General features: G+C 44.9%; 26 protein-coding genes and 1 tRNA gene. 15 read left to right on the forward strand and 12 right to left on the reverse strand.

What is annotated here, in order from left to right; all coding sequences use genetic code 11:
* Positions 1-86: 86 nt before the first annotated feature.
* The 9 genes from ACIM339_RS04680 to ACIM339_RS04720 are packed head-to-tail and all read left to right on the forward strand — an operon-like array spanning position 87 to position 7,342.
* Complete coding sequence (locus ACIM339_RS04680) at positions 87-1,106, forward strand: 4Fe-4S dicluster domain-containing protein (RefSeq protein ID WP_048103792.1); 1,020 nt, start codon at positions 87-89, stop codon at positions 1,104-1,106.
* Entirely contained in the window at positions 1,103-1,918 is an 816-nt protein-coding gene (locus ACIM339_RS04685; protein WP_015283466.1) for an FAD/NAD(P)-binding protein, read from the forward strand. Before ACIM339_RS04680 ends, ACIM339_RS04685 begins: the two co-directional genes overlap by 4 nt.
* A complete protein-coding gene (locus tag ACIM339_RS04690) occupies positions 1,915-2,661 on the forward strand; it encodes an NADH:ubiquinone oxidoreductase (RefSeq protein ID WP_048103794.1) in 747 nt (248 codons plus the stop codon). Before ACIM339_RS04685 ends, ACIM339_RS04690 begins: the two co-directional genes overlap by 4 nt.
* Positions 2,643-3,935 (forward strand): Ni/Fe hydrogenase subunit alpha, encoded by a 1,293-nt coding sequence (locus ACIM339_RS04695; RefSeq protein WP_015283468.1) that lies wholly within the window; start codon positions 2,643-2,645, stop codon positions 3,933-3,935. The genes ACIM339_RS04690 and ACIM339_RS04695 overlap by 19 nt, the downstream gene beginning before the upstream one ends.
* A gap of 14 nt (positions 3,936-3,949) precedes the next feature.
* Positions 3,950-4,726, forward strand: a complete 777-nt coding sequence (locus tag ACIM339_RS04700) for an inositol monophosphatase family protein (RefSeq protein WP_015283469.1) — start codon at positions 3,950-3,952, stop codon at positions 4,724-4,726.
* Positions 4,726-5,514 (forward strand): NAD(+) kinase, encoded by a 789-nt coding sequence (locus ACIM339_RS04705; RefSeq protein WP_015283470.1) that lies wholly within the window; start codon positions 4,726-4,728, stop codon positions 5,512-5,514. The genes ACIM339_RS04700 and ACIM339_RS04705 overlap by 1 nt, the downstream gene beginning before the upstream one ends.
* Positions 5,511-5,882, forward strand: coding sequence for a Mov34/MPN/PAD-1 family protein (locus tag ACIM339_RS04710; RefSeq protein WP_015283471.1), 372 nt, complete (start codon positions 5,511-5,513; stop codon positions 5,880-5,882). Before ACIM339_RS04705 ends, ACIM339_RS04710 begins: the two co-directional genes overlap by 4 nt.
* A 26-nt stretch (positions 5,883-5,908) precedes the next feature.
* Entirely contained in the window at positions 5,909-6,520 is a 612-nt protein-coding gene (locus tag ACIM339_RS04715; protein WP_015283472.1) for an RNA-binding protein, read from the forward strand.
* A 24-nt stretch (positions 6,521-6,544) separates the two neighbouring features.
* Positions 6,545-7,342: a DNA integrity scanning protein DisA nucleotide-binding domain protein gene (locus tag ACIM339_RS04720; protein ID WP_015283473.1), complete on the forward strand. Its 798-nt coding sequence runs from the start codon at positions 6,545-6,547 to the stop codon at positions 7,340-7,342.
* Here the strand turns inward: ACIM339_RS04720 and rpsJ are convergent.
* The 5 genes from rpsJ to ACIM339_RS04745 are packed head-to-tail and all read right to left on the reverse strand — an operon-like array spanning position 7,339 to position 12,223.
* On the reverse strand, positions 7,339-7,653 hold the full coding sequence (gene rpsJ / locus ACIM339_RS04725) for a 30S ribosomal protein S10 (RefSeq protein WP_015283474.1): 315 nt from the start codon (positions 7,651-7,653) through the stop codon (positions 7,339-7,341). The genes ACIM339_RS04720 and rpsJ overlap by 4 nt on opposite strands.
* Before the next feature lie 26 nt (positions 7,654-7,679).
* Complete coding sequence (gene tuf, locus ACIM339_RS04730) at positions 7,680-8,954, reverse strand: translation elongation factor EF-1 subunit alpha (RefSeq protein ID WP_015283475.1); 1,275 nt, start codon at positions 8,952-8,954, stop codon at positions 7,680-7,682.
* Between the two features lie 55 nt (positions 8,955-9,009).
* Positions 9,010-11,214: an elongation factor EF-2 gene (locus tag ACIM339_RS04735; RefSeq protein ID WP_015283476.1), complete on the reverse strand. Its 2,205-nt coding sequence runs from the start codon at positions 11,212-11,214 to the stop codon at positions 9,010-9,012.
* A gap of 11 nt (positions 11,215-11,225) precedes the next feature.
* Positions 11,226-11,789, reverse strand: a complete 564-nt coding sequence (locus ACIM339_RS04740; protein WP_015283477.1) for a 30S ribosomal protein S7 — start codon at positions 11,787-11,789, stop codon at positions 11,226-11,228.
* A 5-nt stretch (positions 11,790-11,794) separates the two neighbouring features.
* Positions 11,795-12,223, reverse strand: a complete 429-nt coding sequence (locus ACIM339_RS04745) for a 30S ribosomal protein S12 (protein WP_015283478.1) — start codon at positions 12,221-12,223, stop codon at positions 11,795-11,797.
* Between the two features lie 109 nt (positions 12,224-12,332).
* On the opposite strand from ACIM339_RS04745, the gene ACIM339_RS04750 reads away from it, so the two are divergent.
* Together ACIM339_RS04750 and ACIM339_RS04755 are read left to right on the forward strand one after the other, a co-directional pair.
* Entirely contained in the window at positions 12,333-13,403 is a 1,071-nt protein-coding gene (locus tag ACIM339_RS04750; protein ID WP_015283479.1) for an RsmB/NOP family class I SAM-dependent RNA methyltransferase, read from the forward strand.
* Positions 13,404-13,437: 34 nt separating this feature from the next.
* Entirely contained in the window at positions 13,438-14,025 is a 588-nt protein-coding gene (locus tag ACIM339_RS04755; RefSeq protein ID WP_015283480.1) for a DUF835 domain-containing protein, read from the forward strand.
* Here ACIM339_RS04755 and ACIM339_RS04760 read toward each other — a convergent pair.
* Entirely contained in the window at positions 14,018-14,539 is a 522-nt protein-coding gene (locus ACIM339_RS04760) for a 50S ribosomal protein L16 (RefSeq protein WP_015283481.1), read from the reverse strand. The genes ACIM339_RS04755 and ACIM339_RS04760 overlap by 8 nt on opposite strands.
* Positions 14,540-14,627: 88 nt before the next feature.
* On the opposite strand from ACIM339_RS04760, the gene ACIM339_RS04765 reads away from it, so the two are divergent.
* A complete protein-coding gene (locus ACIM339_RS04765) occupies positions 14,628-15,092 on the forward strand; it encodes a GbsR/MarR family transcriptional regulator (RefSeq protein ID WP_015283482.1) in 465 nt (154 codons plus the stop codon).
* Positions 15,093-16,664 (forward strand): radical SAM protein, encoded by a 1,572-nt coding sequence (locus tag ACIM339_RS04770; RefSeq protein WP_015283483.1) that lies wholly within the window; start codon positions 15,093-15,095, stop codon positions 16,662-16,664.
* On the opposite strand, the gene ACIM339_RS04775 is transcribed toward ACIM339_RS04770, so the two are convergent.
* Positions 16,661-18,550, reverse strand: coding sequence for a molybdopterin-dependent oxidoreductase (locus ACIM339_RS04775; protein ID WP_015283484.1), 1,890 nt, complete (start codon positions 18,548-18,550; stop codon positions 16,661-16,663). The genes ACIM339_RS04770 and ACIM339_RS04775 overlap by 4 nt on opposite strands.
* A gap of 95 nt (positions 18,551-18,645) precedes the next feature.
* Here ACIM339_RS04775 and ACIM339_RS04780 point away from each other — a divergent pair, with 95 nt between their 5' ends.
* Together ACIM339_RS04780 and glyA are read left to right on the forward strand one after the other, a co-directional pair.
* Positions 18,646-19,155, forward strand: coding sequence for a type 1 glutamine amidotransferase domain-containing protein (locus tag ACIM339_RS04780; protein WP_015283485.1), 510 nt, complete (start codon positions 18,646-18,648; stop codon positions 19,153-19,155).
* A gap of 29 nt (positions 19,156-19,184) precedes the next feature.
* The gene (glyA, locus tag ACIM339_RS04785) at positions 19,185-20,489 is read left to right on the forward strand and encodes a serine hydroxymethyltransferase (RefSeq protein WP_015283486.1); all 1,305 of its coding nucleotides are present in this window, start codon (positions 19,185-19,187) and stop codon (positions 20,487-20,489) included.
* Here glyA and ACIM339_RS04790 read toward each other — a convergent pair.
* The 5 genes from ACIM339_RS04790 to ACIM339_RS04810 all read right to left on the reverse strand — a co-directional run bounded on the left by ACIM339_RS04790 (position 20,482) and on the right by ACIM339_RS04810 (position 23,469).
* Positions 20,482-21,042, reverse strand: coding sequence for a 2-oxoacid:acceptor oxidoreductase family protein (locus ACIM339_RS04790; RefSeq protein WP_015283487.1), 561 nt, complete (start codon positions 21,040-21,042; stop codon positions 20,482-20,484). The genes glyA and ACIM339_RS04790 overlap by 8 nt on opposite strands.
* Positions 21,039-21,875, reverse strand: a complete 837-nt coding sequence (locus tag ACIM339_RS04795; RefSeq protein WP_015283488.1) for a thiamine pyrophosphate-dependent enzyme — start codon at positions 21,873-21,875, stop codon at positions 21,039-21,041. The genes ACIM339_RS04790 and ACIM339_RS04795 overlap by 4 nt, the downstream gene beginning before the upstream one ends.
* Positions 21,875-22,993: a 2-oxoacid:acceptor oxidoreductase subunit alpha gene (locus ACIM339_RS04800; RefSeq protein ID WP_015283489.1), complete on the reverse strand. Its 1,119-nt coding sequence runs from the start codon at positions 22,991-22,993 to the stop codon at positions 21,875-21,877. The genes ACIM339_RS04795 and ACIM339_RS04800 overlap by 1 nt, the downstream gene beginning before the upstream one ends.
* The gene (locus tag ACIM339_RS04805) at positions 22,990-23,241 is read right to left on the reverse strand and encodes a 4Fe-4S dicluster domain-containing protein (protein ID WP_015283490.1); all 252 of its coding nucleotides are present in this window, start codon (positions 23,239-23,241) and stop codon (positions 22,990-22,992) included. Before ACIM339_RS04805 ends, ACIM339_RS04800 begins: the two co-directional genes overlap by 4 nt.
* Before the next feature lie 154 nt (positions 23,242-23,395).
* Positions 23,396-23,469 (reverse strand) — tRNA-Val (locus tag ACIM339_RS04810).
* Between the last annotated feature and the right edge of the window lie 81 nt (positions 23,470-23,550).

The raw sequence follows: 23,550 nt of genomic DNA on the forward strand, positions 1-23,550 counted from the left end.
GCTTTTTTAGGTGAATGAAAGAATAGGTAAACTTTATTAAGAAAAAGGGGATAATCTTAACTAAATTAGTAAAAATGGTGACGATTATGTTGATAAAAATTGCGAAAAATAAAATAAACGATCTTCTGGGCTCTTTTATGAGGGAGTATGCTCTATATGCGCCTGTTGAAGATGGTGTGAGTAAATTTGAAAAAATAAGTGATATATTGCAGATATGCTTCTCTCCAAATCGTACAGATATATCGTTGAAACCAATATTTTTTCCGCCAGAGCAGAAATTTTTCCGATGGGAAAAGAGAAATGATAAATACGAGATTTATGATGTACTTGATGGTTTTGAGAAAAAGGTAATATTCGGTGCAAGGGGATGTGATGTTGCATCATTGCGCATCCTTGATATGTACATGAAGGGTGAGTTTTCTGATCCCTATTATTCTAGGAGAAGGGAAGGTACGATTATTATTGGTATAACTTGCGATTATCCCCGCGAATCCTGTTTCTGCACAGCCTTTGGTGGTATGATACCCCGAGATTATGATCTATGGCTCACAGATATCGGTGCATATTATTATGTGGATGTTGGCAGTGAAATGGGTAGAAAACTGGCAAAACTTGAATTCTTTGAGGAGGCAACTCCGAAGGACGAAATGAAGAAAAGGAGAAAAATAGAGAGGGTAGAAATGGAGATAGAGCGAAGAACAAGGATAAATCTGTGCGAGATAAAAAGATGCTCCCAAGAGATAAAGAAAAAGGCATATGATGATATATGGAAGGAGCTGGCGGATATATGTGTTGCATGTGGAAGATGCAATTTTATATGTCCCACTTGCCACTGTTTTGATGTGCGGGATATAACGAATTTGGATGGAAGTATGGGAGAGAGAATCCGTGTATGGGATTCCTGTCACCTTTTTGAATATGCCCGCACCTCTGCGGAAAATTTCAGGAGGGAGAGGCATGCCCGTGTCCGATATAGGGTTTACGATAAATTTGTTTTTCCTGTGATGAGATATGGCACTTATGCATGCACAGGATGTGGAAGATGCACAGATGCCTGTCATGCTGGGATAAATATTAGGGATATTCTGAGGAGGCTGGTTGAATGAGCAATCCATATATCCCGAAGGTTGTACCCATTCTGGATGTTAAGAACGAAACTCCAAATACCAAGACATTTACAGTCAATGCAGGTATCTCCTATACCCCGGGACAATTTGTGGAATTAAGTGTATTCGGCTATGGTGAGGCACCTATATCAATATCTGGTGGGAGGGACGGAAAAATAGATCTCACAATAAGGGCAGTTGGAAATGTGACAAATAAAATTCATAGGATGCATCCTGGAAACTATATTGGTATCCGCGGACCCTTTGGAAATGGATGGCCTGTGAATAAGGCAAAGGGTAAGAACCTGCTTATCGTAGCTGGAGGCATAGGACTTGCACCTTTGAAACCCGTGGTGGAATATGTTTGCTTACATCGTGATGAGTTCAAGGATGTCACATTGCTATATGGAGCGAGAAGACCCTCCCTCATGCTCTTCAAGTATAAATTTGAGGAGTTAAAAAAATGGATGGATCTTCTTTTGACCGTGGATGAGGCAGAACCTGGCTGGAAAGGGCATGTGGGTGTGGTCACAACGCTCTGTGATAAGATCAGACATGTGGCGGGCACCGTAACGTTCATGTGTGGCCCGCCCATAATGATGAAATACACCTCCATGGTCCTTATTGAACTGGGTTTTCCACCAAGTGAGATGTATTTATCCTTGGAGAGAAATATGAAATGTGGCATAGGTATCTGCGGTCACTGTGCCGTTGGAGGTGTCTACGTGTGTCGTGATGGACCTGTGTTCTCTCTGAATAAGGCTTTGAGATTCATTGAGAAACCACATGAGGTTCAGGGGGTGTTAGATTGAAAATAGGAATATTCTCCCTTTCATGCTGTGAGGGCTGTTCTGTGCAATTTTTGAATCTTGAAAATGAGATTCTGGAGATTCTTAAGTACATGGGGATAGGGAATTTCAGACTTGCAAAGGAGATAAATGAATGGCCTGTGGATATAGCATTTATAGAGGGCACACCTACAAACGGTGAGGAGATAAGTAAACTGCTAAGGATAAGAAGAGATAGTAAAATTCTCGTAGCTTTAGGAGTTTGTGCCGCTACAGGAGGTGTGCCTGCACTTGTGAATACAATGGAGAAGAGAGATGCAATAATGGTTTACGATGGAATGCCACCCAAGATGCCTGTGGATCCAAAGCCTCTTGAGTATTATGTGGATGTTGATTACACATTGTATGGATGTCCATTCTCTATAGATGAATTGAAGGCCCTTTTAACATCTGTGATCATGGGTAAAAGATTCAGAAACAAGAGATACAGTGTGTGCGTGGAATGCTCTTTAAGGGAAAATGGGTGTCTTCTGGAGGAGGGATATTTATGTATGGGTCCAATAACCAGGGCGGGGTGTAACGCGTTGTGTACCTCTAATGGTACCGTTTGTTTGGGATGTCGTGGTCCATACGAGGATGCAAATATAAAGGGGCATATAAAAATTCTCAGGGATATGGGATTTTCAAAGGACGAGATTATTGAGGCCTATTCCATTTTTTCCTATGAGAAATTGAAGGAGGTAATTGGATGGCTGAAAGAAGAATAAAAATTGAAGAGATAACGAAAATTGAAGGACATGCAAATCTGACTGTTGAGATTGAGAATGATGAATTGAAACGTGTTATATTCGGTGTCCATGAGGGTTCCCGTTATTTTGAAGCATTTATGATCGGTAGAACCTATCGTTATCTGCCTGAGTTATCTGGTAGGATATGCGGAATATGCACGGTGGCTCATGAAATTGCAAGTGTCCGTGCTGTTGAAGATGCTTTGGGGATTGAAGTTTCTGAAGAGGTTAAAAAGATAAGAAAACTCATGCTTATAAGCTCCCATATTCAGAGCCACATTCTGCATCTGTATTTCCTTGCGCTTCCCGATTATGTAGGTGTTGAGAGTGTCATAGAGCTTGCTGGCAAGGATTTGGATCTTGTTAAAAAAGCATTTGAACTTAAAGAGGCAAGCAATTATATGACCTCCTTACTGGGAGGCCGTGCTGTACAACCATGTACAGTTATTCCGGGAAGGATGCCAAAGAGAATAGATAGGGGTACAATTGAAAGATATTTGAGAAAGATGAAGGAAATTTATCCATATCTGATGGAGACCGCAGAGTTATTCCTCTCGCTGGAGTATCCTTCCTATGACGGGGAGAGTGAATACTTGACACTATGGAATGGGAAAAATATACCTCTTTACGAGGGAAAATTGAAAACAATGGAAAATGTATTCGATGCCCATGAGTATGGCGAACATCTTAAGGAATATGTGGTGGATTACTCCACTGCCAAGAGATCCCTTTTGGATGGAAGGGATTACATGGTGGGTGCCCTTGCAAGATTGAACCTGAATCCATATCTCAGAGACGAATCAAGGGAAATTGCGGATAAATACGGGTACAAATTCCCATCAAATAGGGTGGCATGGATAAACGCTGCCCAGGCTTTGGAGAATGTGCATTATGCCCTTGAAGCCATAGAAATTGCAGAGGATTTGAGGGAATATGAACCATCTAGGGTGGAAATACCACGCATGGATGGTGAGGGTGTGGGTGCAATAGAAGCCCCTCGTGGATTGCTGATTCATCATTACAGAATAAAAAGAGGGAAATGTGAGTATGTAAACATAATAACTCCAACTGCAATGAATACGGAGAGTATTGAGAGAAATCTCAAGGGCTACCTATCCGAGATAGTAAACGAGGAAGATGAGGTTCTAAAGATGGAGGCTGAAAAGATTATACGGGCGTATGATCCCTGCATCTCATGCTCGGTGCATGTTATTAGAATAGAAAACGTTGATAAAAAACCAAATACAAGTTGAACCATGCCTCTTTGATGAGCGAAGATATGAAAAGTATAAAAAGGCTGGCGTCGGTGGCAGCAAAAAGAGTAGTTGAAGTGCTTGAAGAATATGGTCCAAATGCGGCTGACATCGTGAAAACTGGGGCTTATGGATTACCCTCATCCAGGGTTGATGTTGAGGCAGAAAGCGCAATAATTAATATGGTTGAAGAGGAGGACATGCCTTATAACATATTCACCGAAGAAGCAGGATTCATTGATAGGAACTATAAAAGCACAATAATCGTGGATCCCCTTGATGGCTCTTACAATGCGGAGGCTGGTCTACCATACTATTCGGTTTCCATAGCTGTAGCCCAAAGAGGAATTGAGGATGTGAGGGCAGGAATAGTGAAAAATGTAGTTACAGGTGATGAGTATTATGCTATTAAGGATGGAGGGGCCTTTAAAAATTTAGATAAAATACATGTTGATGGTGGAAAAAATCTGTTTGTTATTTACCTCGGCAACAGGGCAAATCCGAAGTCTTTTGAAATTGCCAAGAAAGTTCGGCGGGTACGTAGTTTGGGATCTGCTGCCCTTGAGATGTGCCTTGTGGCAGAGGGCATTGCGGATGCCTTTATTTATAATTTTAAAAGCGCTGGGGTGCTTCGCATAGTTGACATTGCAGCAGCTTATCTGATTGTCAAGGAGGCAGGTGGGCTTGTTTTGGATGCAAATGGTATGAAGCTGCTGAGAATGAATATTGGAGTTGAGGATCGCAGAAATGTAATTGCCCTTGCCAAGCCCGAAATTATGGGGGTGTTTTAATGAAATTTGCTCTCATAGCGAATCCGGAGAAGAGGGAATGTGTGGAGATTGCGCGGAGGATCTACGATAAAATACATCCGGAGGTTGATACCCATACGGGAAATGCCCTGGGCGTGGAGGGCATACCCATGGAAAGAATTGAGGCGGATATTATAATCACCGTTGGGGGAGATGGGACAATACTTCTAGCTCTTCAGAGGGCCAGGGGAATGATTCTTGGTATAAATATGGGTCTTCTTGGATTTTTGACAGAGATAGGACCTGATGAGTTTGATCTTGCTATGGAGAAGATTGAAAGGGGCGAATACTTCGTTGATAGGAGAATGAGAATAATGGTTAAATTGAACGGAAAGCGTCTTTACGATTGCACAAATGAGGTTGTTATTCACACCTCTGAAATTGCAAAGTTAAGGAGCTATTCCGTGTTTTACGAGAATGAACTTCTGGACGAATTCAGGGCTGATGGCCTGATAGTTGCCACGCCCACAGGGTCCACATCCTATGCCCTTAGCGCAGGAGGACCTATAATGTATCCAAATCTTGAGGATATAGTTCTCACACCAATTGCTCCATTCAAAAGATATCCCCGCTCATTCGTACTTCCTGCTGGAAAAATAAAGGTAAGACTCAAAGATGAACGAACAAATCTGCTCGTTCTTGATGGGCAGTACAGTATTGAGATAGGTGGCGATGATCTTATAGAAATTGAAAAATCCGAAAAATATGCGGAATTTGTCAGGTTCAGAAACTCTCCAATAAGCAGGATCAGGGAAACTCTTCTTGGGTGATTCCCTTGTGGAAAATAAAGAAGGAAGTTCTAAAACTCATAATGGAATCCTCAAAATCCTCATATCCCAACGAGTTTGGAGCCTTTCTCCGGGCAAAACACAAAATAATCTACGAGATAATTCTACTTCCCGGCACAATTTCCGGGGGAAGAAGCGTGCTCTACAATCTTCTTATGAAACCCATTGACTTCACCATAGTTGGCTCCGTGCATTCTCATCCTTCAGGTGTACCCTTGCCATCTCAGGCGGATCTGGATATGTTCTCTCGCACGGGAGATGTTCATATAATAGTGGCTTATCCATTCACCCTTTCTTCCTGGAAGGCATACAACAGGATGGGAGAGGAAATTGAAGTGAAAATAATTTGAAATATTATGATGAAATTGGGGGGTTTATGAGTCTTGAGGAAATCGGAGATCTGATTGAAGAGGAACTTGACGATAAGGATTCTGTAAGGGAGATTGGAATAAAATCAGCCAGGGTGATAATAAGGCTTTCCTCGCAATCAATAATCATGATGCATCGCGGTGAGAATGTGGATGAAATTGTGAGAAAACTGAAGGAAGAGGTGTGGCATCTAAAAAGCCTCCTTGTGAATCAGTATCCTGATCTCCTTTATTCAGGGTTTGTGCAAAATGCTCTTCAGGAGTACTGTGAGGCCATGGTGTTTCGGTCTATTTTGAGGGATGAACCAATACCGAGTCATAGGGAACTGGGGGTAAATCCTGAGGCCTACATCATGGGGATGGGAGATGTTGTTGGAGAACTGCGACGTGAGGTGCTGGAATCTCTAAGGAATGAGAATTTTTCTACGGCTGAAAAATACCTTTCTCTGATGGAAAGCATTTACGAGATGCTTATGCGTTTCAATTATCCTTCGGGGCTTGTTCCTCTCAAACCGAAGCAGGACACTGCCAGATCCCTGATTGAGAAAACGAGAAGTGAGATAACAATTGCGCTTATGACAAACCGCATTGCCAGAAAGATAGAGCATAAGAAAAATTAAATATCTGCACTATTTTGATACTCTGTGCAGGAACCTACAAAGATAGTGGTTATGGGAGATGATCCTGAGCGTGCTGCGGAGAAGTTTGAAAATGCAGATCTTATTCTCGTGTACCCCAAGAACAGGAGACCAACGGTGCAATTTCTGCTTAAAAAGAATGTTAAAAGTGTGTTTTCCGATTATTCTTTTTTCCCTGATATTGAAACTCTAAATATAATTAGGGACACCATCCTGTACCTTTTCAATTCATCACTCATCACTTCAAAGGATCGTGTGCTCTTCGTTTTTGAGAAGGAAGGTGAGAGTCATCACCTTTTCTTTGATATGACGAAATTAAAAATGCTATCCCTTCTGGACACGCTCTCCGATCGTCTTGAACGGGATATTGTTGAAAATGTGCTAAAACTCTCAATGCAAATTGTTAAGAAGGGTCGAGAGGGTTCTCCAGCAGGTGCCCTGTTCATTATTGGGGATACAAATAATGTAATGCGGTATGTTGTGCAGAAGATAGCCAATCCTATGAGCGGAATAGATAAAAATCTCAGAAATTTGCTCAATGAAGAGAATTTTGATACTTTGCGGGAGTTTGCCATAATGGATGGAGCAACAATTGTGGACGATAGGGGGTACGTTGTATCTGCTGGTGCATACGTGAAAAATCTGGTTTTGGATGAGTGGATTCTTGATGGGTACGGCGGCAGGCATCTGGCAGCAAGGTCCATAACGAAACTAACAAAGGCGATAAGTTTTGCAGTATCAAGCGAGGGTACAATAAGGGTTTACAGGGATGGAAAAATGATATACGAGTTGAATAATTTTTAGGATTTTAACTCAATCTCTATGTGTATCCCATCAGGGATCTGGATGCGCATGAGTTGTCTTAGGGCGCGTTCATCAGCATCTATGTCTATGAGCCTCTTATGCACGCGCATTTCCCAGCGCTCCCATGTCTCGCTACCCTCTCCATCGGGAGCCTTCCTTATGGGTACCACCAGCCTCTTTGTGGGAAGGGGTATTGGTCCGTGCAGCTCCACACCCGTTCTTTCCGCGATTTTTTTAATCTGATTACAAACTTCATCTACCTTTTTGTGGTCTGTACCGCTTAGCCTTATCCTGGCCTTATATACTGCCATATATCTCACCAAAAATTAAAAAGGGATTAGAAGGTTTTCTTCTCCACTTCTATGCACTGGCCTGCGGCAACGGTCTGACCCATATCTCTAACTGCAAACCTGCCGAGCTGTGGAATCTCCTTGACGGGCTCTATAACCATGGGTCTTGTTGGTACTATCTTGACCACGGCGATATCTCCCGTCTTCAGGAAGTCTGGATGATCCTGCTTCGTTTGACCAGTGCGTGGATCAAGGGTCCTTATGAGCTCTTCAAATCTGCAGGCCACCTGTGCAGTATGGGCGTGGAACACCGGCGTGTAACCGGGTGCTATAACGCTTGGATGGTTGAGAACCACAATCTGCGCGGTAAAACTCTTTGCCACCGTTGGCGGATTGCTTGTATGACCGCACACGTCTCCTCTCTTGATATCCTTCTTACCTATGCCGCGGACGTTGAATCCTATGTTGTCTCCTGGATAGGCCTCTTTCATTGGTTCATGATGCATCTCAATGCTCTTCACCTCGCCGCTCTTGTTTGCTGGCATGAATGTTACCTTGTCACCAACCTTCAGCACACCTGTTTCAACGCGTCCAACAGGCACGGTACCTATACCAGTGATGCTGTAAACATCCTGTACCGGTATGCGGAGCGGCTTATCGGTTGGCTTTGGAGGAACCTTCAGTTGATTGAGCAGATCCAGAAGCGTGGGGCCCTTCCACCATGGCATGTTCTCGCTCTTCTTCATTATGTTATCGCCCTTGTATGCAGATATTGGTACAACAGGTACATCCTTCCAGCCCACTGCAGCAAGAAGTTTCTCAACCTCAGCCTTGACTTCGTTGAATCTCTTCTCGTCGTAGGGTGGCTTTGTGGCATCCATCTTGTTTATTGCGACTATCATCTGGGGCACGCCCAGAGTTCTTGCAAGGAATATGTGCTCCTTGGTCTGCTCCATCACACCCTCTGGAGCGGCAACAATAAGCACAGCAGCATCTGCCTGTGATGTGCCCGTGATCATATTCTTGACGAAGTCCCTGTGACCGGGAGCGTCGATGATCGTGAAGTAGTACTTATCAGTTTCGAACTTCCTGTGTGCAACATCAATGGTAAGACCCCTTTCTCTCTCCTCCTTCAATCTGTCCATAACGAAGGCGAATTCGAATGTGGCCTTACCGAGTTTCTCTGCCTCCTGTCTGTACTGGTCAATGACCCTCTGATCAATCTCTCCGTGCTCGTAGAGCAGCCTGCCCACTGTTGTGGATTTACCGTGGTCAACGTGTCCGATGAACACGATATTCATGTGGGGTTTGTTGCTTGCCATTTTTCATACCTCCTTTTCTTTTTCCCATATATGCATTATATATAAATCCTTTTCCTCACAACTCAGCGTAATACTTCTCATCGTAGGGCTCGGGTTTGAGGCCCTTCCTCTCACGTATCTGCCTCACTATCTGTGGCTGCAGATCTCTCGGCACACGCTCGTATCCGGCATTCTCGGTGCTCCACAGAACTCTTCCTCCAGTTGCACTTCTTATTGCGGAGGCGAAGCCAAACATTTCAGCCACAGGAGCCTTTGCATGTATTATGGTCTGGTACTCCTCCTGCTCCATGTCCACTATAACTCCGCGTCTCTGCTGAATTTCCCTGGTAACTGCCCCCACCAGTTCCATGGGCACGTTGATGTAGATCTTCTGAATGGGCTCGAGAAGCACGCGATTGCCCTGGCACATGGCTCCATATATGGCGTTCCTCACCGCAGGTATTACCTGTGCCGGACCACGGTGTATGCTATCTTCGTGCAGCTTTGCGTCAACAAGTTTCACCTTGAGTCCGTAAACCTTCTCGTTTGCAAGTGGACCCCTATCAACCGCCTCAAAGAACGCCTGTTTCACCAGTTCCATGGTCTCGTTGAGATACTGCACACCCCAGGTCATATCAAGCAGTATGTTAGGACCGCGAATAGCCTCAACCTTCTTTGCCTCATCCCTATTCATTCCCAGTTCTTCAAGTTTCTTGGCAAGGTCCTTCCTGTTCTTTATCCTGTCCATCTCCTCAATCTCTCCATCAACGATGGCCTGTACCACACTCTCTTCAAGTGGTTCCACCTCAATGTAGAATTTGTTGTGTTTGTTCGGGCTCTTTCCTTCAAATGGTCCTCCCTTATGGTCAACGGTTTCGCGATAAACCACAATGGGTGGTGAGGTTATGACCTCGACCTTGTACTCATGGGTGATGCGGTAAATTGTAACTTCCAAATGCAACTCGCCCATACCGCTGAGCAGATGCTCTCCCGTTTCTTGGTTTATTTCAACCCTTAAACTTGGATCTGCCTTGGATATTGAGCGGAGAACATCTATGAGGCGTGGGAGATCCTTGGTGTGCTTTGCCTCTATGGCCACGGTCACCACAGGCTCGCTGTAATGCTTCATGGGCTCAAAGGGCTCCACATCAGGAATGCTTGAAACCGTTGAACCTGCAATTGCATCCTTGAGTCCTATTATTGCTGGAATGTTTCCCGCATCAAGTTCATCCACTGGTATTCTGTCCGGACCAACCATCATCGAGAGCTGCTGGATGCGGTATTTGCGATTTCCCATACCTGCAATATACAGTTCCTGCCCCTTCCTCAGGGTGCCACTGAACAGGCGACCCACGGCCACCTCACCAGCATGTGGGTCTATAACAATTTTGGTGATCATCATACCCACAGGCCCCTTGGGATCGCAGTTGATCATGGCCTGGCCCAGTGGTGTGTTTATGTCCCCCTTCCATATTTTTGGAATCCTGTATTTTTGAGCCTCCTTTGGATTTGGAAGGTGCTGAATGACCATATCAAGAACTATGCGATGGAGAGGTGCCTTCTTGGCCAGGGTCTTTGTTTCACCCTTCTCAAGGTGATCAAAAACATCCTTGAATGATATACCTGTCTTCTTCATGAATGGCACACTTATGGCCCAGTTGTGATATGCTGAGCCGAATGCCACAGTGCCATCTTCAACGCGAACCATCCATTTATCTTTGAACTCCTCAGGGGCATACCTTCTTATGAGTTTATTTACCTCTTTTATTATTTTCTCAAATCTTGCCATCATCTGCTGAGCGTCAAGTTTCAACTCGTTTATAAGCCTGTCAACCTTGTTTATGAAGAGCACGGGCCTGACACGCTCTTTAAGGGCCTGCCTAAGCACCGTTTCCGTCTGGGGCATGACACCTTCAACGGCGCACACCACCAAAATAACGCCATCCACAGCGCGCATTGCTCGGGTAACATCACCACCAAAATCAACGTGTCCGGGGGTGTCGAGAAGATTTATGAGGTACTCTTTTCCCTCGTATTCGTGAACCATGCTTGCAGCCGCCGTGTTTATGGTGATTCCCCTCGCCTGCTCCTGCTCATCAAAATCCAGAACGAGCTGCTTTCCGGCGAGTTCCTCGCTCATCATTCCCGCTCCCGCTATAAGGTTGTCGCTGAGTGTGGTCTTTCCGTGGTCAATGTGAGCCACGGTGCCTATGTTGCGTATCAGTTCAACGTTTCGCATTATCTGCATTGCCTTCTTTATATTGTCTTCCTTCCTTCCCATTCACACCACCTTTATCTTGCAGAGGCAGCAACGCGCTCAATTTCCTCCTTCTTTGAGACAGCGAAACTGCTCACATCGTTCCTTGCTGCTTTGATTATCTCATCGGCAAGGCACTCTTCAATACTTTTTGAATTTTTAAATGAGGAGTTCACAGCTCCTAGCGCTATGTTGCGCAGGGCAATATCCAATCTTCTGGAGGGTGCGACATCCACGGCCTTTGGCACCGCAATACCCGCCATCTTGAGCCTTGTGACCTCCTCTCTGGGTGCGGCATTTTGAATTGCATCCACAAGTACCTGTACTGGATTTTGCTTCGTTCTTTTTTCTATGAGTTCAAATGTTTTCTTTACCACGTTGTAGGCGCTCATCTTCTTTCCTGTGTACTTCTCTGTGCGCATCAGATTGTTTATGAGTCTCTCCACAATGTTCACACTTGCCTTTCCAAGATGCCTTTTCACATGTCTCCCATGGGTGTGGAGAACAAGCCTTGCATCAAGATTTATGTACCTTGCCAGTCCCGGATCCTTAACAACAACCTCCTTTGGATCGTACTTACCAAAAATGAGAAAATCCATCTAAATCACCTCACAGGTTTCTCCTTGCGACCGCGTACAAGTTCAAGAAGTGATATTCCGTTTACCTTGATTACCTTGTAACGCACTCCAGGGATATCTCCCTTTGAACGTCCCAATCTCCCTCCAATTCCCTCTATAACAACCTCGTCGTGTTCGTCTATGAAATTTATTGCTCCATTTCCTGGAGCGAATGCAGTTACAACGCGACCGTTTTTGATTAGTTGGACTTTAACGCATTTCCTTATGGCGGAGTTGGGCTGCTTTGCCTCAATACCCACCTTCTCAATCACAATCCCGCGAGCCTGTGGACTCCCCTCCAGTGGATCACTCTTCTCCTTGAGTCTCAGGACCCTGCGCTTATAGTATCTATCGCTCCATCGGAACTTTTTGCGATCTTCTTCCAGTTTTCTTGCTGTGTATAATCCATTGGCCATTTTGCATCACCTTGAGTATGGCACCTAAACGGATGCCTATATAAAAAATTTATCTCAACGCCTTTGAATCTTTAGCAAAATTTTTACCCCATGGCTTATTCTTCCAAACGTGAACAAGATTGATCGCATCGCTGCAAGGATCATCTCCAAGTACCTTCGCAAGGGAAACATGGCACGGGCCATGCGGGACATTCTGCCTCGCTCTGGATTGAGTTTTGAAGAGAGGGAGGAAGTTGCAAAAATTGTTCACAGCATCGTTCGGTACATCCTCTACTACGATTTTCTTCTTGAGAGGATGAACTTGGATAAGAGTCCAAAAAATTACATAGCCCTCTACCACAGGAACATTGATGTGGATGCACCCAAACATGTGAAATATTCCCTCTCCCCTGAACTCGCCTCAGTCACACCCGATGAATTCCTAAGAATAATAAACAGGGAGCCTGAGACGACCCTGTGCATCAATCTACCAAGAATTTCAAGAAAGGAGGCCATTGAGAAACTGAAGGAGGAGGGATTTGAGGCAGAGCCATACGTGCCGGAAAGTGCAGTGATCACAAATTCTGCTGCTCGCTACTCTTCGCTGGTAAAGGGAGGCCTGGCCATGGTTCAGGATGCATCGAGTCAGATGGTTGCTAAAATAGCTGCATCCCTGGGCAGTGATATCCTTGATTACTGTGCAGGTAGTGGGGGAAAAACTCTGGCAATGCATGCCCTCTTCCCAAAAAAGGTTTACTATGCCTATGATATAAACAGGAGAAAATTGGATTCATTGGAAAAGAGGACATCTGTATGGGGTATGAATGTGAGGGTATTTTTTGATGGTGTTAATGGGCAATTCTCCGTGGTGCTCGTGGACGCACCCTGCAGTGGAGTGGGTGCCGCCGCGAGAAATCCCGAGGCAAAGTATCAAAATGAGTTTGATAAATTCTCCAATTTACAGGTGAGCATATTGAACGAGGCCAAGAAGTTTGTGCAGAGTGGAGGTTATCTTGTTTACGTTGTGTGCTCATACACACCCCAGGAGACTGAGGATGTGGTGATGAGATTTTTGAATGAAAATAAAAGGTTCAAGGTTGAAAAAAGAAATTTTGAGGGCAAATATTTCAAACTGGGTCGATTTGGAGCGTACATCCTGGTAGGAGATGTGTTTTACATGGCAATTCTGCGCAGGGAGTAGCAATTTATTTATAGTTGCGTTGGGATTTGATTTTATGCACGATGATATCATCAGAGAACTCAGAGCCGCATTAAAAAAGGACGATGCCTCTCTCCGCAAGGATGTGGAGCGCATAGTTAGGAAGTACGGAAAAAGGAGAAAGAAGGGGACCTTTGAGATCAAGGCCGGTCATGCCTACTACATCAATGAGAAGGTGCCCGGGCATGCTCGCAGGATTTTTATGCAGGTTATTGAAAGGGGGCTATCCGGACTTTATATAACACGGGAAAATCCAGAAAACCTTGATTTTTATGAGATGGACAATGCCAAAATTATCTGGTTGAGCAGCATAAAGGGTACGAATCGTGTGAGCCCGGCAGATTTAACTAAGATTCAGGCTCTTGTGGTGAATTTCATCAAGGAACAGGAGAGGAGCGTTATCGTGATTGAGGGCATAGAAACCATGATCACCAACACCTCATTCTTGAAGGTGCTTCACCTTCTCCAAAGGTTGAGGGACGCGGTGAGTGAGAAAAGGGGCATCCTGATAATATCCCTAGATATGGAAACCCTGAACCCTCAGGATAAGGCGCTGTTTAAAAAGGAGATAATAAACGAAATCCCACTGAAAAGGCCTATTTAGCCACTCCCTCGTACTCTTTCACTACAATGCTGCAGGGGGCGGGCAGTTTGTAAGATGCCTCTTTAAGTGCTTTTTTTGCCCTTTCAAGATGCTGCGGGTTTACCCTGGCAGTCATTATTACCTGACCCTCGCGAACCCTCGCAGCCGTTCCAACAGGCTTACCGAATGCGAGGCTCATACCGGAGGATATACGATCAGCACCCGCTCCAGTTGCCATTTTGTGCTCCCTGAGTACATGATGAGGATACACACGGATCCAGAGATAATAGTTGGCTGTACCTATCCTGCCAAGATACTTGTTGGCAATTATACGAGCCGCCTCCAGGGCGGTGTGTCTGATCTGGCATGCCTCATTTATCACAAGATTAACCTCAAGGGTAAAATCATTCTTTGCCTCCACATTGCCCATTTCAAAATGAACTATTTTTGGATTGGGGACTCCTCCCATGTACTCCCTTCTTGTGTAAGCGGGACCGTCGATGTTGTGATACATTCTCCCCGGTTTTCTCACCATTCATATCACCTTTAGGCGTGATTAGGGAATTCATATTTATATTTTTGGTAGGGAAAAGATTTATATATTTCACAACTTTCACTATTTTGTGAAAGTTGAGAGCAGTGTTATAAGGAATGTTCGAGAATCACTGGCCAAGATATTTGATAAGGCAGGTATAAGGGAAGTTGATGCCAATGTGCTTGCCGAACTGCTGATCAGAGATAGGGATATGGATGTGCAGGAAATCGCAGAGAATCTTGGATACAGCTTATCCGGTGTTACTGGGAGTCTGCACAGATTAATGCGGTTGCACCTCATAGTGAGAAAGAAGGAGGGGAAGAGGTATCTGTACAGGTCTGAAAGTAATGTGCTCTCCGTATTTCTTCGCCTGCTGGAGGACATATACAACCATGATCTTCCAAGGGTCATGAGGTTGGTGAAGGAAAAGGTTGGTGACCTGAAGGGTGAGGAGGAGAGAATTGTAAGGGAACTGGATAAAAAACTGGAGAAGGCTGCTGAGTATTTGGGAACTCTCATCGAACTCCTTGAGGATTACTCGGAGGTGGTGTGAATGAGGATAGTGCTCACAGCGGATGAAACCTTAACAAGCACTTACAGGCATATACCACTATTGGATTTCTTGGGATGTGCGCCTATTGAGCGGGTACCTAAGCCAATTTACAATCTGCTGGACACGCAGGTTCCAGATGATAATGGTAGACTGACCTTTGCTCCCTATGGACTTCGCAAGGTTGAAGCCTCTTTGCTCCGTGATGGATTCTCTCCCAGCGATGTTGTTGTGGCTCATCCTCTCCATGTTGAGAGATTCATAGACGAGAAAACTACCATAGTTGGGATAAACACCATGGATCCCTATGGGCTGGGGCCCGTAACGATGATGTTCACAGATGGGGGTAAGCTAACATCGTACACTAAGTACAAATTCATATCACTTTTGAGGAGAATTAGAGATTATCGTGAAAGGAAGGGCCTTAAATTTAAGATAGAGGTTGGAGGCCCAGGTGCCTGGCAACTTGAAGCAAGGCCTAAGTTGACAGAAGAACTGGGCGTTGACCACGTGGTGATTGGAGAGACCGAGCATGTGATTGCAGACATTTTCAGGGATATTGAGTCGGGAAATGCTGAGAAAATAATAACAATAAAAACCTGGCCAAAACTGGAGGAAATACCCAACATAGTCAATCCATCCTTTAAGGGAATGATAGAGGTCATGCGTGGCTGTGGCCGTGGATGCAGGTTCTGCTCTCCAAATTTAAGGACTGCAAGATTCTATCCAATTGAGAAGATTCTTGCGGAACTGGAGGTGAATGTCAGGGCGGGACAAAAAACAGCATGGTTACACAGCGAGGACATATTCAACTATATGGTTGAGGACCGCAAGAATTTTTATCCCAATGAGGATGCGGTGATAGGTTTGTTTGAGGAGGTGCTGAAGAGGGTTGAGTATGCAAATCCAACCCACGGTACCGCTGCGGGAGCCTTGGCCGCACCCAGAATTCTGAAGAAGGTTGCAGAGTTAAATCACGCAGGGCTGAATAAATGGGTGGGCATACAGGTGGGATTTGAAACGGCCTCTCCAGAGCTTATAAGGAAGATTGCAAACAACAAGATGAAGCCCTTCACTCCGGAGGAATGGCCATGGGTTTTGCTGAATGGAACATACGCATTTAACAAATTTTTCTGGTTTCCAGCGTACACCAGCATAGTGGGGCTTCCATGGGAAACAGAGGAGGATGAGATCGATACCGCTAGACTCATAATCACTATGGAGAAGAAACTCAGAGAAAAGCTGGGTGAGCAGGCGCATTTCACAGTCACGCCCTTAGCATTTGTGCCAATGGCTGCTCTGAAGGGAGAGGAAGGATTTGATGTTACGGAGAACCTAACCCCTGGAAGGGTTCTGCACATCTATCACGCGTGGAGGCATCTGGCCTGGGAGGTTGATCATGGATTGAAAAGGGTGACCAAGGGAAATCCAGCCTTTCTGCTCTTCTCTCCCCTGGCCAAATTCGGTTCAAGAATGCTCGTGCACAGCATAAGGAAATGGGCACTAAAGCATGGGATAGATGTGGATAAGCCCCTGGAGCCCATGGACCTTAGAATTGAGGAAATTGAAATTTAAATTTTCTCCACATCTACCCATACGCTGTGGAGAACTGTCGCACCACCATATTTTTCATTTTCCCTGCCTGTTGTGAGGTAATTGGCGTTCCATCCAAGTATGGAGGGCCAGAATGCCTTGTATAGAAGCACTATGCCCCTTTGAATGTCCTTGCTTACCAGTGCCCTTGTTCTAACCTCCCCGTACTCATTGAAAATTCTTACCATATCTCCATTTTTTATTTTCCTTTCTTCGGCATCTTTCGGGTTTATGTGAAGATTCTCATCTGCATAGCCATAGGTGTTGTGGTACTGTGATGATACGGTGAATAGATATGTGGGTGTGATGAGTTTCAATCCCCTGCTCTTCAATTTTTCAAATTTTGGAAATGCGGGCAGCCCTCTTTTAATGGCTCTTTTTGAGAGTAGTTCTATCTTTCCACTATCCGTAAGGGGCTCGTAGGAGTGCATCTGTATCTTCATAACCTTTTCACTTTTGAGTTTTTCAAAATCTACTCCAATATTCCGAAGCACTTTTTCAGCTATTTCCTCCTCATCCTCGTAGAGGTAGGGTTCCTCTGCTCCCATCTCTCTCGCTATGAGTTTTGCCACCTCGGCATTGCTTTTTCCATAGGCATTTATGACCTTTTCATTTATTGCAATGTACCTGTGATAGTATGAGTCTGCGATATCAAACCTTTCAAAGAAGGTATTTGCGGGAAGCACTATGTCTGAGAACCTTGCAGTGTCCGTGAAGAATATGTCATGAAGTGCGATGAAAACATCGCTTTTGAGTATGGCCTCTCTCAATTTTTTCTGCTCTGGAAGCGTTGCAAGAGGATTTGTGCCGTATATGAATATGAATTTTATCTTCCCCTCTTCTATGTAATCTGCCAGTTCTAACTGGGTTATTTTATATCCCTTTTTCCTTCTTAAAAACTCTCCACGTACATATTCTTTGGGCAGGATCCTGTTGCTGTATATGAATCCCCTCTTCTTTCCCACAAGTGCAGGTAAAATGGATATGGCACGAACCGCTTCACCTCCATTTTGAGTTCTCTGGAACCCGTATCCTATGTGTATAACTCCTCTTTTTTCTGCGTATTCTTCAGCGAATTCCCTTATTTTTCTGGTTGAAATTCCCGTCTCCCTTGATATAAGGGACATCTTTATTCCTTCCAGATAATTCTTGAACCTCTCAAATCCGATGGTATTTTCCCTTACGAATTCCTCATTGTACAGTTCTTCTTCAATTATTATCTTTTCAACTCCCAGGGCAAATAGCACGTCTGTTTCTGGCCTTAGCATAAAGAATTTATCTGCCCTTTTTGCCGTGGCGCTGCGCACCACGTCCACGCTCCAGATTTCCAGACCCAATCTCTTGGCTAGGAAGAATCCATGCATATTGGTCCACGCAGCGTTTATACCCCAGTAAACTATGAGTTTCTCATTTTTCAAATCCTCAGGGTCCATGCCCTGAGCGGTACCGTATATATCTTTTAGAGCCTCCTCTCCAGCCCGATCGCAGATCACATCATCCACAATGCTCGCATTTAGATAATTGAACAATCTGTGTGGAAAATTGGCATTTATGAGACCCCTATCTCCGTAATAATAGTAGAGGAGTATCGCCTTGCTCCCTTGATTTCTTTGAACCTCTTTCATTTTTCTTGCGATTTTTGAAACTGCTTCTTCCCAAGAGATTCTCCTGAAATCTTCGGTGGGCTTGGCACCTGCTCTTTCAAGGGGGCTTTTAATTCTATCCCCGCTGTGAAACCATTTTGGCAGCAGGGCCCCCTTTGGACATAGAAAATTGTGTGTCACCTTGTTTGCAGGATTTGCCCTTACTTTTATTTTACTATCTTTAACCTCAGTTAAAAGGGCACAGGTATCGTAACAATCTCGCATGCACACGTTGTGTTTCTCCACACAATGCAATATGCTTGGGACATAAATAATTATCTCACTGCAAAGGTTAAATATTGCAAGATAATTTTGAAATTATGAAGGCGCTAATCCTTGCGGAAAACGATTTTGAGGATCTTGAACTCTTCTATCCCTATCATCGCCTGAAGGAAGAGGGCATTGATGTCAAGGTGGCATCATCCCAGAAGGAACTCAGGGGTAAGCATGGATACTCTTTAAAGGCGGATATGCATTACGAGGATGTGAATCCCCGGGAATTTGATATTCTAATAATTCCAGGAGGCAAATCCCCCGAGAGGGTGAGGCTGCAGCACAGGGCCGTTGAGATAACTCGGCATTTCTTTGCAGAGAATAAGCCCATTGCCATAATATGCCATGGTGTGCAGGTTCTCATATCTGCGGGTGTGGTGAAGGGAAGGAGAATTGCCTGCTGGTACGGGGTGAAGGATGATTTAATAGCAGCAGGAGGAGAGTTTGTCGATGGTGTGTCTGTGGATGAAAATCTTGTATCTGCGAGACACCCCGGAGATCTGGCAGAATGGATGAAAAGGTTCATCTCTCTGCTCAAAGATAAAAAGTTATTATAAATCCTCGCCATGTCCGATGGGTGAATGATATGAGCTCTTTGGATGATGCAATGAAAATTAGAGAGTTGGTGAAAAAGCATACTGAATGGTTTCGAGATTCGTTGCCAATGATAGCCTCTGAAAACCTGATAAGTCCCATGGCCATGGAGTTTTTGATCTCCGATCTGCACAATAGATACGCGGAGGGCCTTCCTGGAAAGAGGTACTATCAGGGCAACATATATGTGGATCAGATTGAGGATCTCACAACCGAGCTTGCCAAAAAGCTTTTCAATGTTGATTATGCAGATGTCCGTCCAATAAGCGGAACCAATGCAAATCAGGCGGTTTTATTTGCCCTTACAAAGCCCGGTGATGTAATCACAGGTCCTCCTCTGCAGGGTGGAGCCCATATAAGCAGTGCAAAATTCGGTGCTGTTGGAATGCGGGGAGTCACGAAGATTGAATATCCATTTGATGTTGAGGAGATGAACATTGATGTTGATCTCAGTGCAAAATTGATCAGGATTGTGAAGCCCAAGGTGGCCCTGTTTGGCATGAGCGTTTTCCTCTTTCCCGCACCCCTGAAGGAATTACAGGACGCCTTTCAGGAGGCTGGCACAACGGTTTGGTACGATGGAGCCCATGTTCTTGGTCTCATTGCGGGTGGGCAGTTTCAGGATCCTCTTCGAGAGGGCGCCCATGTGATGACTGGAAGCACCCATAAAACCTTGCCTGGACCCCAGAGGGGAATGATCCTTGCAAACCCCCCTGGAGATGAGGAGAAGAGAGAGAAGTTTTGGAAGAAAATTCAGCGTGGTGTGTTTCCCGGCGTGATAAGCAATCATCACCTGCACCATATGGCTGCCTTGGCAATAACACTTGCAGAGCACATTGAGTTTGGAAGGAGGTATGCAGAACAAGTTGTGAGAAATGCTCAAACCCTGGCGCAGGAACTTTACGAACTCGGTTTCAAGGTTCTTGGAGAAAAGAATGGATTTACAAGATCGCATACTGTGCTTGTGGATGTTGTTGCCCAGGGTGGCGGACGCAAGGTGGCCGAGGATCTTGAGAAGGCAAACATAATCTGCAATTATAACCTTCTGCCCTATGATGATCCCAAGAAGCCAAGGAATCCCAGCGGGATACGCCTTGGAGTGCAGGAACTCACACGCATAGGAATGAAGGAAGGCGAGATGAAATACGTGGCTGAATTAATAAAGCGTGTTGCTGTGGAAGGAGATATTGAAGGGGTCAAAAACGATGTAAAAGAATTGAAAAAGGAGTTCAACACTATCCACTATTGTTTTAAGGAAGGTGTTGAAGCCTACAGGTTCTTAGAACTCTTCAGCTGAGCTCCACAACCCCATTCTTTATTTTTTCTCCGTAGTCGTAGCCTTTCAGGAACGCTCTTTCGTTAAGTTCAAGGAATCTCTTGGGTATGCGCTCTTCTATTGATTTCCACATTGCGTTCTTTGATACAACGCCGGTTATTGCTGTGAAGAACCCAAGCATAACAATGTTGGCCACTATGGGATTTCCAATTTCCTCTGCGAATCTTGTAGCGGGTATCTTGTAAATTTTGAAGTCTTTTGCTTTATCATCTGGTTTTACGAGGTCCTCGTCAATTATAAGCATTCCTCCCTTTTTCAATTTATGCAAATAGTCCCTGTATGCGCTCTGACTCATCAACACCAGATAGTCTGCCTCCAGTACCTGTGGATATGTGATTTTCTCGTCAGATATTATTACCTCGCTTGTGCTTGCTCCTCCCCTCGCCTCTGCACTGTAATCCTGGGTGAAAGCACTCTCTTTTCCATCGTATATGGAGGCGGCCTTTGCAGTTATGTATCCAGCAGTTATTATCCCCTGACCTCCAAGTCCTCCAAACTTAATTTCCAGCCTCATTTTTGAGCCCTCCTTATTATATCCTCATACCTTTCCTCATATGTGGGTATGCCCTGAACGTCTCTGAAAACACCCACAACTATCTTTCCGTTGTAGGTCAGTTCAAGTTCTTCAAAGGAAGCATCATCTTTCCTTACCGAGTTCTTCTGGAAATAGTGCATCATCTCAAGGGGAGTTTTCATGTCGTTTCTCCTTCCATACACCGTTGGGCACTGGGATATTATCTCTATGACCCTGAATCCCTTGCGGTGCAGGGCGTTGTATATTGAGTTTTGAATCTGCATAACGTGGTATGTGGTCCATCTTGCAACGTAGGGAGCCCCTAGAGATATTGCCAGATGTGGTATGTTGAAGGGCCTGTCAGGGTTTCCGTAGGGTGTGGTTGTTGTGTAGGCTCCTGTGGGTGTTGTGGGACCATGCTGTCCTCCGGTCATCCCGTACGTGAAGTTATTAACGGCAATTATCAGAAGATCATGGTTTCTGCGAGCAGCATTCACAAAGTGATTTCCCCCGATGGCGAAGAGGTCCCCATCACCGCTGAAAACCACAACGTTTAGATCAGGCCTGGCGAATTTTATACCCACGGCGAAGGGTATTCCCCTTCCATGGGTGGTATGGAAAGAATCCACATTCACGTATCCCGCGGCACGACCTGTGCATCCTATACCCGAAACCACAACAAGTTTATTGGGATCCATCTTGCTCCTGATAAATGCCCTCAAAAATGCGTTCATGACAATACCAATTCCGCATCCTGGGCACCACACATGGGGTAACCTATCAGTACGGAGAAGTTCTTCCTCCTGCATTCTCATTTCTTCCATGGGGTTCATTACAATCGCCTCCTTATTGCGCGGAGAATCTCCTCGGGTTTGTGGATCTCTCCTCCCATCTTGGGGAGAAGTTCAACATTCTTGGTGTATTCTCTTACCTTGTGGTATATTTGACCGTAATTTATCTCCGCCACAATGTATGGTACATCGTACTTCTCTATGAATTTGTATGGAAACGGCCAGATGGTTATGAGACGTAGCATTCCTGCCTTTATTCCTTCCTTTCTTGCAAGATCCACCGCATATCTTACAGACCTCGATTCGCTGCCCATCGCTATTATTATTACATCCGCATCGTCGGTTTTGTACTCTTCAACCTTCCAGATCTCCTCGGCATGTTTTCTTATCTTATCGTTCAACCTTTTAACAAGTTTTTCTTGGGCCTGGGGTGTGAGTTCAGGGTATCCCTTCTCGTTGTGGGTCAACCCGGAGGCGTGGATCTTGTATCCATCTCCTATCCTGGGCATTGGGGGAATTAGATCCTCGTCAGCCTCGTAGATCAACGTTTCTTCAGGAGGTTTGGTTGGTCTCTTTCTTTCAATTCTTACTATTTCATCCTCGGGAGGTACGTGAATCTTTTCGTACATGTGCGCTAGCATTGCGTCTATGAGGAAAATAACAGGCACACGGTATTTTTCCGCATAGTTGAAAGCATCTATCATAAGATCAAAGGTTTCCTGCACGCTGTCTGGGTAAAGGGATATAATTTCATAACTTCCATGTGAGCCCCACTTTGCCTGCATGAGATCTCCCTGTCCTATGAGTGTGGGTAACCCCGTGGAAGGTGCGCCGCGCATGGCATTTACCACCACGAGAGGTACTTCGGTCATGGCTGCCAGACCTATGTTCTCGTTCATAAGAGAAACTCCGGGACCTGCAGTGGCTGTCATGACCTTCTTTCCAGTCCATGAAGCGCCTATTATCGCTGCAATTGAGCCTATTTCGTCTTCCATCTCGATGAACTTGCCCCCTTCCTGGGGAAGACGAAGGGCCATACGCTCAGCAATCTCACTGCTTGGGGTGATCGGATAGCCCGCGTAGAATCTGCAACCCGCTGCTATAGCCCCCTCTGCTGCGGCTATATCTCCACTCCAGAAATAGTAACCCGGTTTGATCATTTTATCTCCTCCACAATAATTGCAAAATCGGGACAATACAGTTCACATAGGTGGCAAGCAATACATACCTTATTTGGCTCTTTCTCCACAAGTTTTGGTGGATGATATCCCTTTTCGTTGAGTTTTTCTGATACCTCAAGAACCTTTGTGGGACAGTACTCAATGCAATACCAGCAACCCTTGCATCTTCTCTCATCAATGGTTACTTTGCCTCTCTTTTTTGGAGGCTTTGGTTTTTGCTCACTCAATTTCACATCCTCCTAATGTTTTTAAAGAGGTATAACGGGATATATAAAAAAACTTGCGGTTTGCCTAATCAATATCTTTGATTTTGAATATGGTACTCCATAAATGTTTTTTCTTACAAGGGAAGAGAGATGAGGAAATAAGAGGTATCTCCAGTGGGCCCGCCCGGATTCGAACCGGGGACCTCCACCGTGTCAGGGTGACGTCATAACCTCCTAGACCACGGGCCCCATTTGGGATTATAGATGTTGGGTATTTTAATCTTATGCTGTAAAATGATGGTACATACCCCATAAAGTTTAAATAAGAAA

Origin of the sequence: Aciduliprofundum sp. MAR08-339 (genome assembly GCF_000327505.1) — an archaeon.
In the GTDB taxonomy this organism is placed as follows: domain Archaea; phylum Thermoplasmatota; class Thermoplasmata; order Thermoplasmatales; family Aciduliprofundaceae; genus Aciduliprofundum.

What these genes read in the sequence shown, in the direction of transcription:
- ACIM339_RS04755 (WP_015283480.1), top strand. Translation starts at nt 13,438, where the DNA reads ATGCACGATGATATCATCAGAGAACTCAGAGCCGCATTAAAAAAGGAC.
- ACIM339_RS04790 (WP_015283487.1), bottom strand. Translation starts at nt 21,042, where the DNA reads ATGAGGCTGGAAATTAAGTTTGGAGGACTTGGAGGTCAGGGGATAATA.
- rpsJ (WP_015283474.1), bottom strand. Translation starts at nt 7,653, where the DNA reads ATGGCAGTATATAAGGCCAGGATAAGGCTAAGCGGTACAGACCACAAA.
- ACIM339_RS04745 (WP_015283478.1), bottom strand. Translation starts at nt 12,223, where the DNA reads ATGGCCAATGGATTATACACAGCAAGAAAACTGGAAGAAGATCGCAAA.
- ACIM339_RS04735 (WP_015283476.1), bottom strand. Translation starts at nt 11,214, where the DNA reads ATGGGAAGGAAGGAAGACAATATAAAGAAGGCAATGCAGATAATGCGA.
- ACIM339_RS04740 (WP_015283477.1), bottom strand. Translation starts at nt 11,789, where the DNA reads ATGGATTTTCTCATTTTTGGTAAGTACGATCCAAAGGAGGTTGTTGTT.
- ACIM339_RS04760 (WP_015283481.1), bottom strand. Translation starts at nt 14,539, where the DNA reads ATGGTGAGAAAACCGGGGAGAATGTATCACAACATCGACGGTCCCGCT.
- tuf (WP_015283475.1), bottom strand. Translation starts at nt 8,954, where the DNA reads ATGGCAAGCAACAAACCCCACATGAATATCGTGTTCATCGGACACGTT.
- ACIM339_RS04700 (WP_015283469.1), top strand. Translation starts at nt 3,950, where the DNA reads ATGAGCGAAGATATGAAAAGTATAAAAAGGCTGGCGTCGGTGGCAGCA.
- ACIM339_RS04695 (WP_015283468.1), top strand. Translation starts at nt 2,643, where the DNA reads ATGGCTGAAAGAAGAATAAAAATTGAAGAGATAACGAAAATTGAAGGA.
- ACIM339_RS04780 (WP_015283485.1), top strand. Translation starts at nt 18,646, where the DNA reads ATGAAGGCGCTAATCCTTGCGGAAAACGATTTTGAGGATCTTGAACTC.
- ACIM339_RS04685 (WP_015283466.1), top strand. Translation starts at nt 1,103, where the DNA reads ATGAGCAATCCATATATCCCGAAGGTTGTACCCATTCTGGATGTTAAG.
- ACIM339_RS04795 (WP_015283488.1), bottom strand. Translation starts at nt 21,875, where the DNA reads ATGAACCCCATGGAAGAAATGAGAATGCAGGAGGAAGAACTTCTCCGT.
- ACIM339_RS04680 (WP_048103792.1), top strand. Translation starts at nt 87, where the DNA reads ATGTTGATAAAAATTGCGAAAAATAAAATAAACGATCTTCTGGGCTCT.
- ACIM339_RS04775 (WP_015283484.1), bottom strand. Translation starts at nt 18,550, where the DNA reads ATGCGAGATTGTTACGATACCTGTGCCCTTTTAACTGAGGTTAAAGAT.
- ACIM339_RS04800 (WP_015283489.1), bottom strand. Translation starts at nt 22,993, where the DNA reads ATGATCAAACCGGGTTACTATTTCTGGAGTGGAGATATAGCCGCAGCA.
- ACIM339_RS04705 (WP_015283470.1), top strand. Translation starts at nt 4,726, where the DNA reads ATGAAATTTGCTCTCATAGCGAATCCGGAGAAGAGGGAATGTGTGGAG.
- ACIM339_RS04770 (WP_015283483.1), top strand. Translation starts at nt 15,093, where the DNA reads ATGAGGATAGTGCTCACAGCGGATGAAACCTTAACAAGCACTTACAGG.
- glyA (WP_015283486.1), top strand. Translation starts at nt 19,185, where the DNA reads ATGAGCTCTTTGGATGATGCAATGAAAATTAGAGAGTTGGTGAAAAAG.
- ACIM339_RS04715 (WP_015283472.1), top strand. Translation starts at nt 5,909, where the DNA reads ATGAGTCTTGAGGAAATCGGAGATCTGATTGAAGAGGAACTTGACGAT.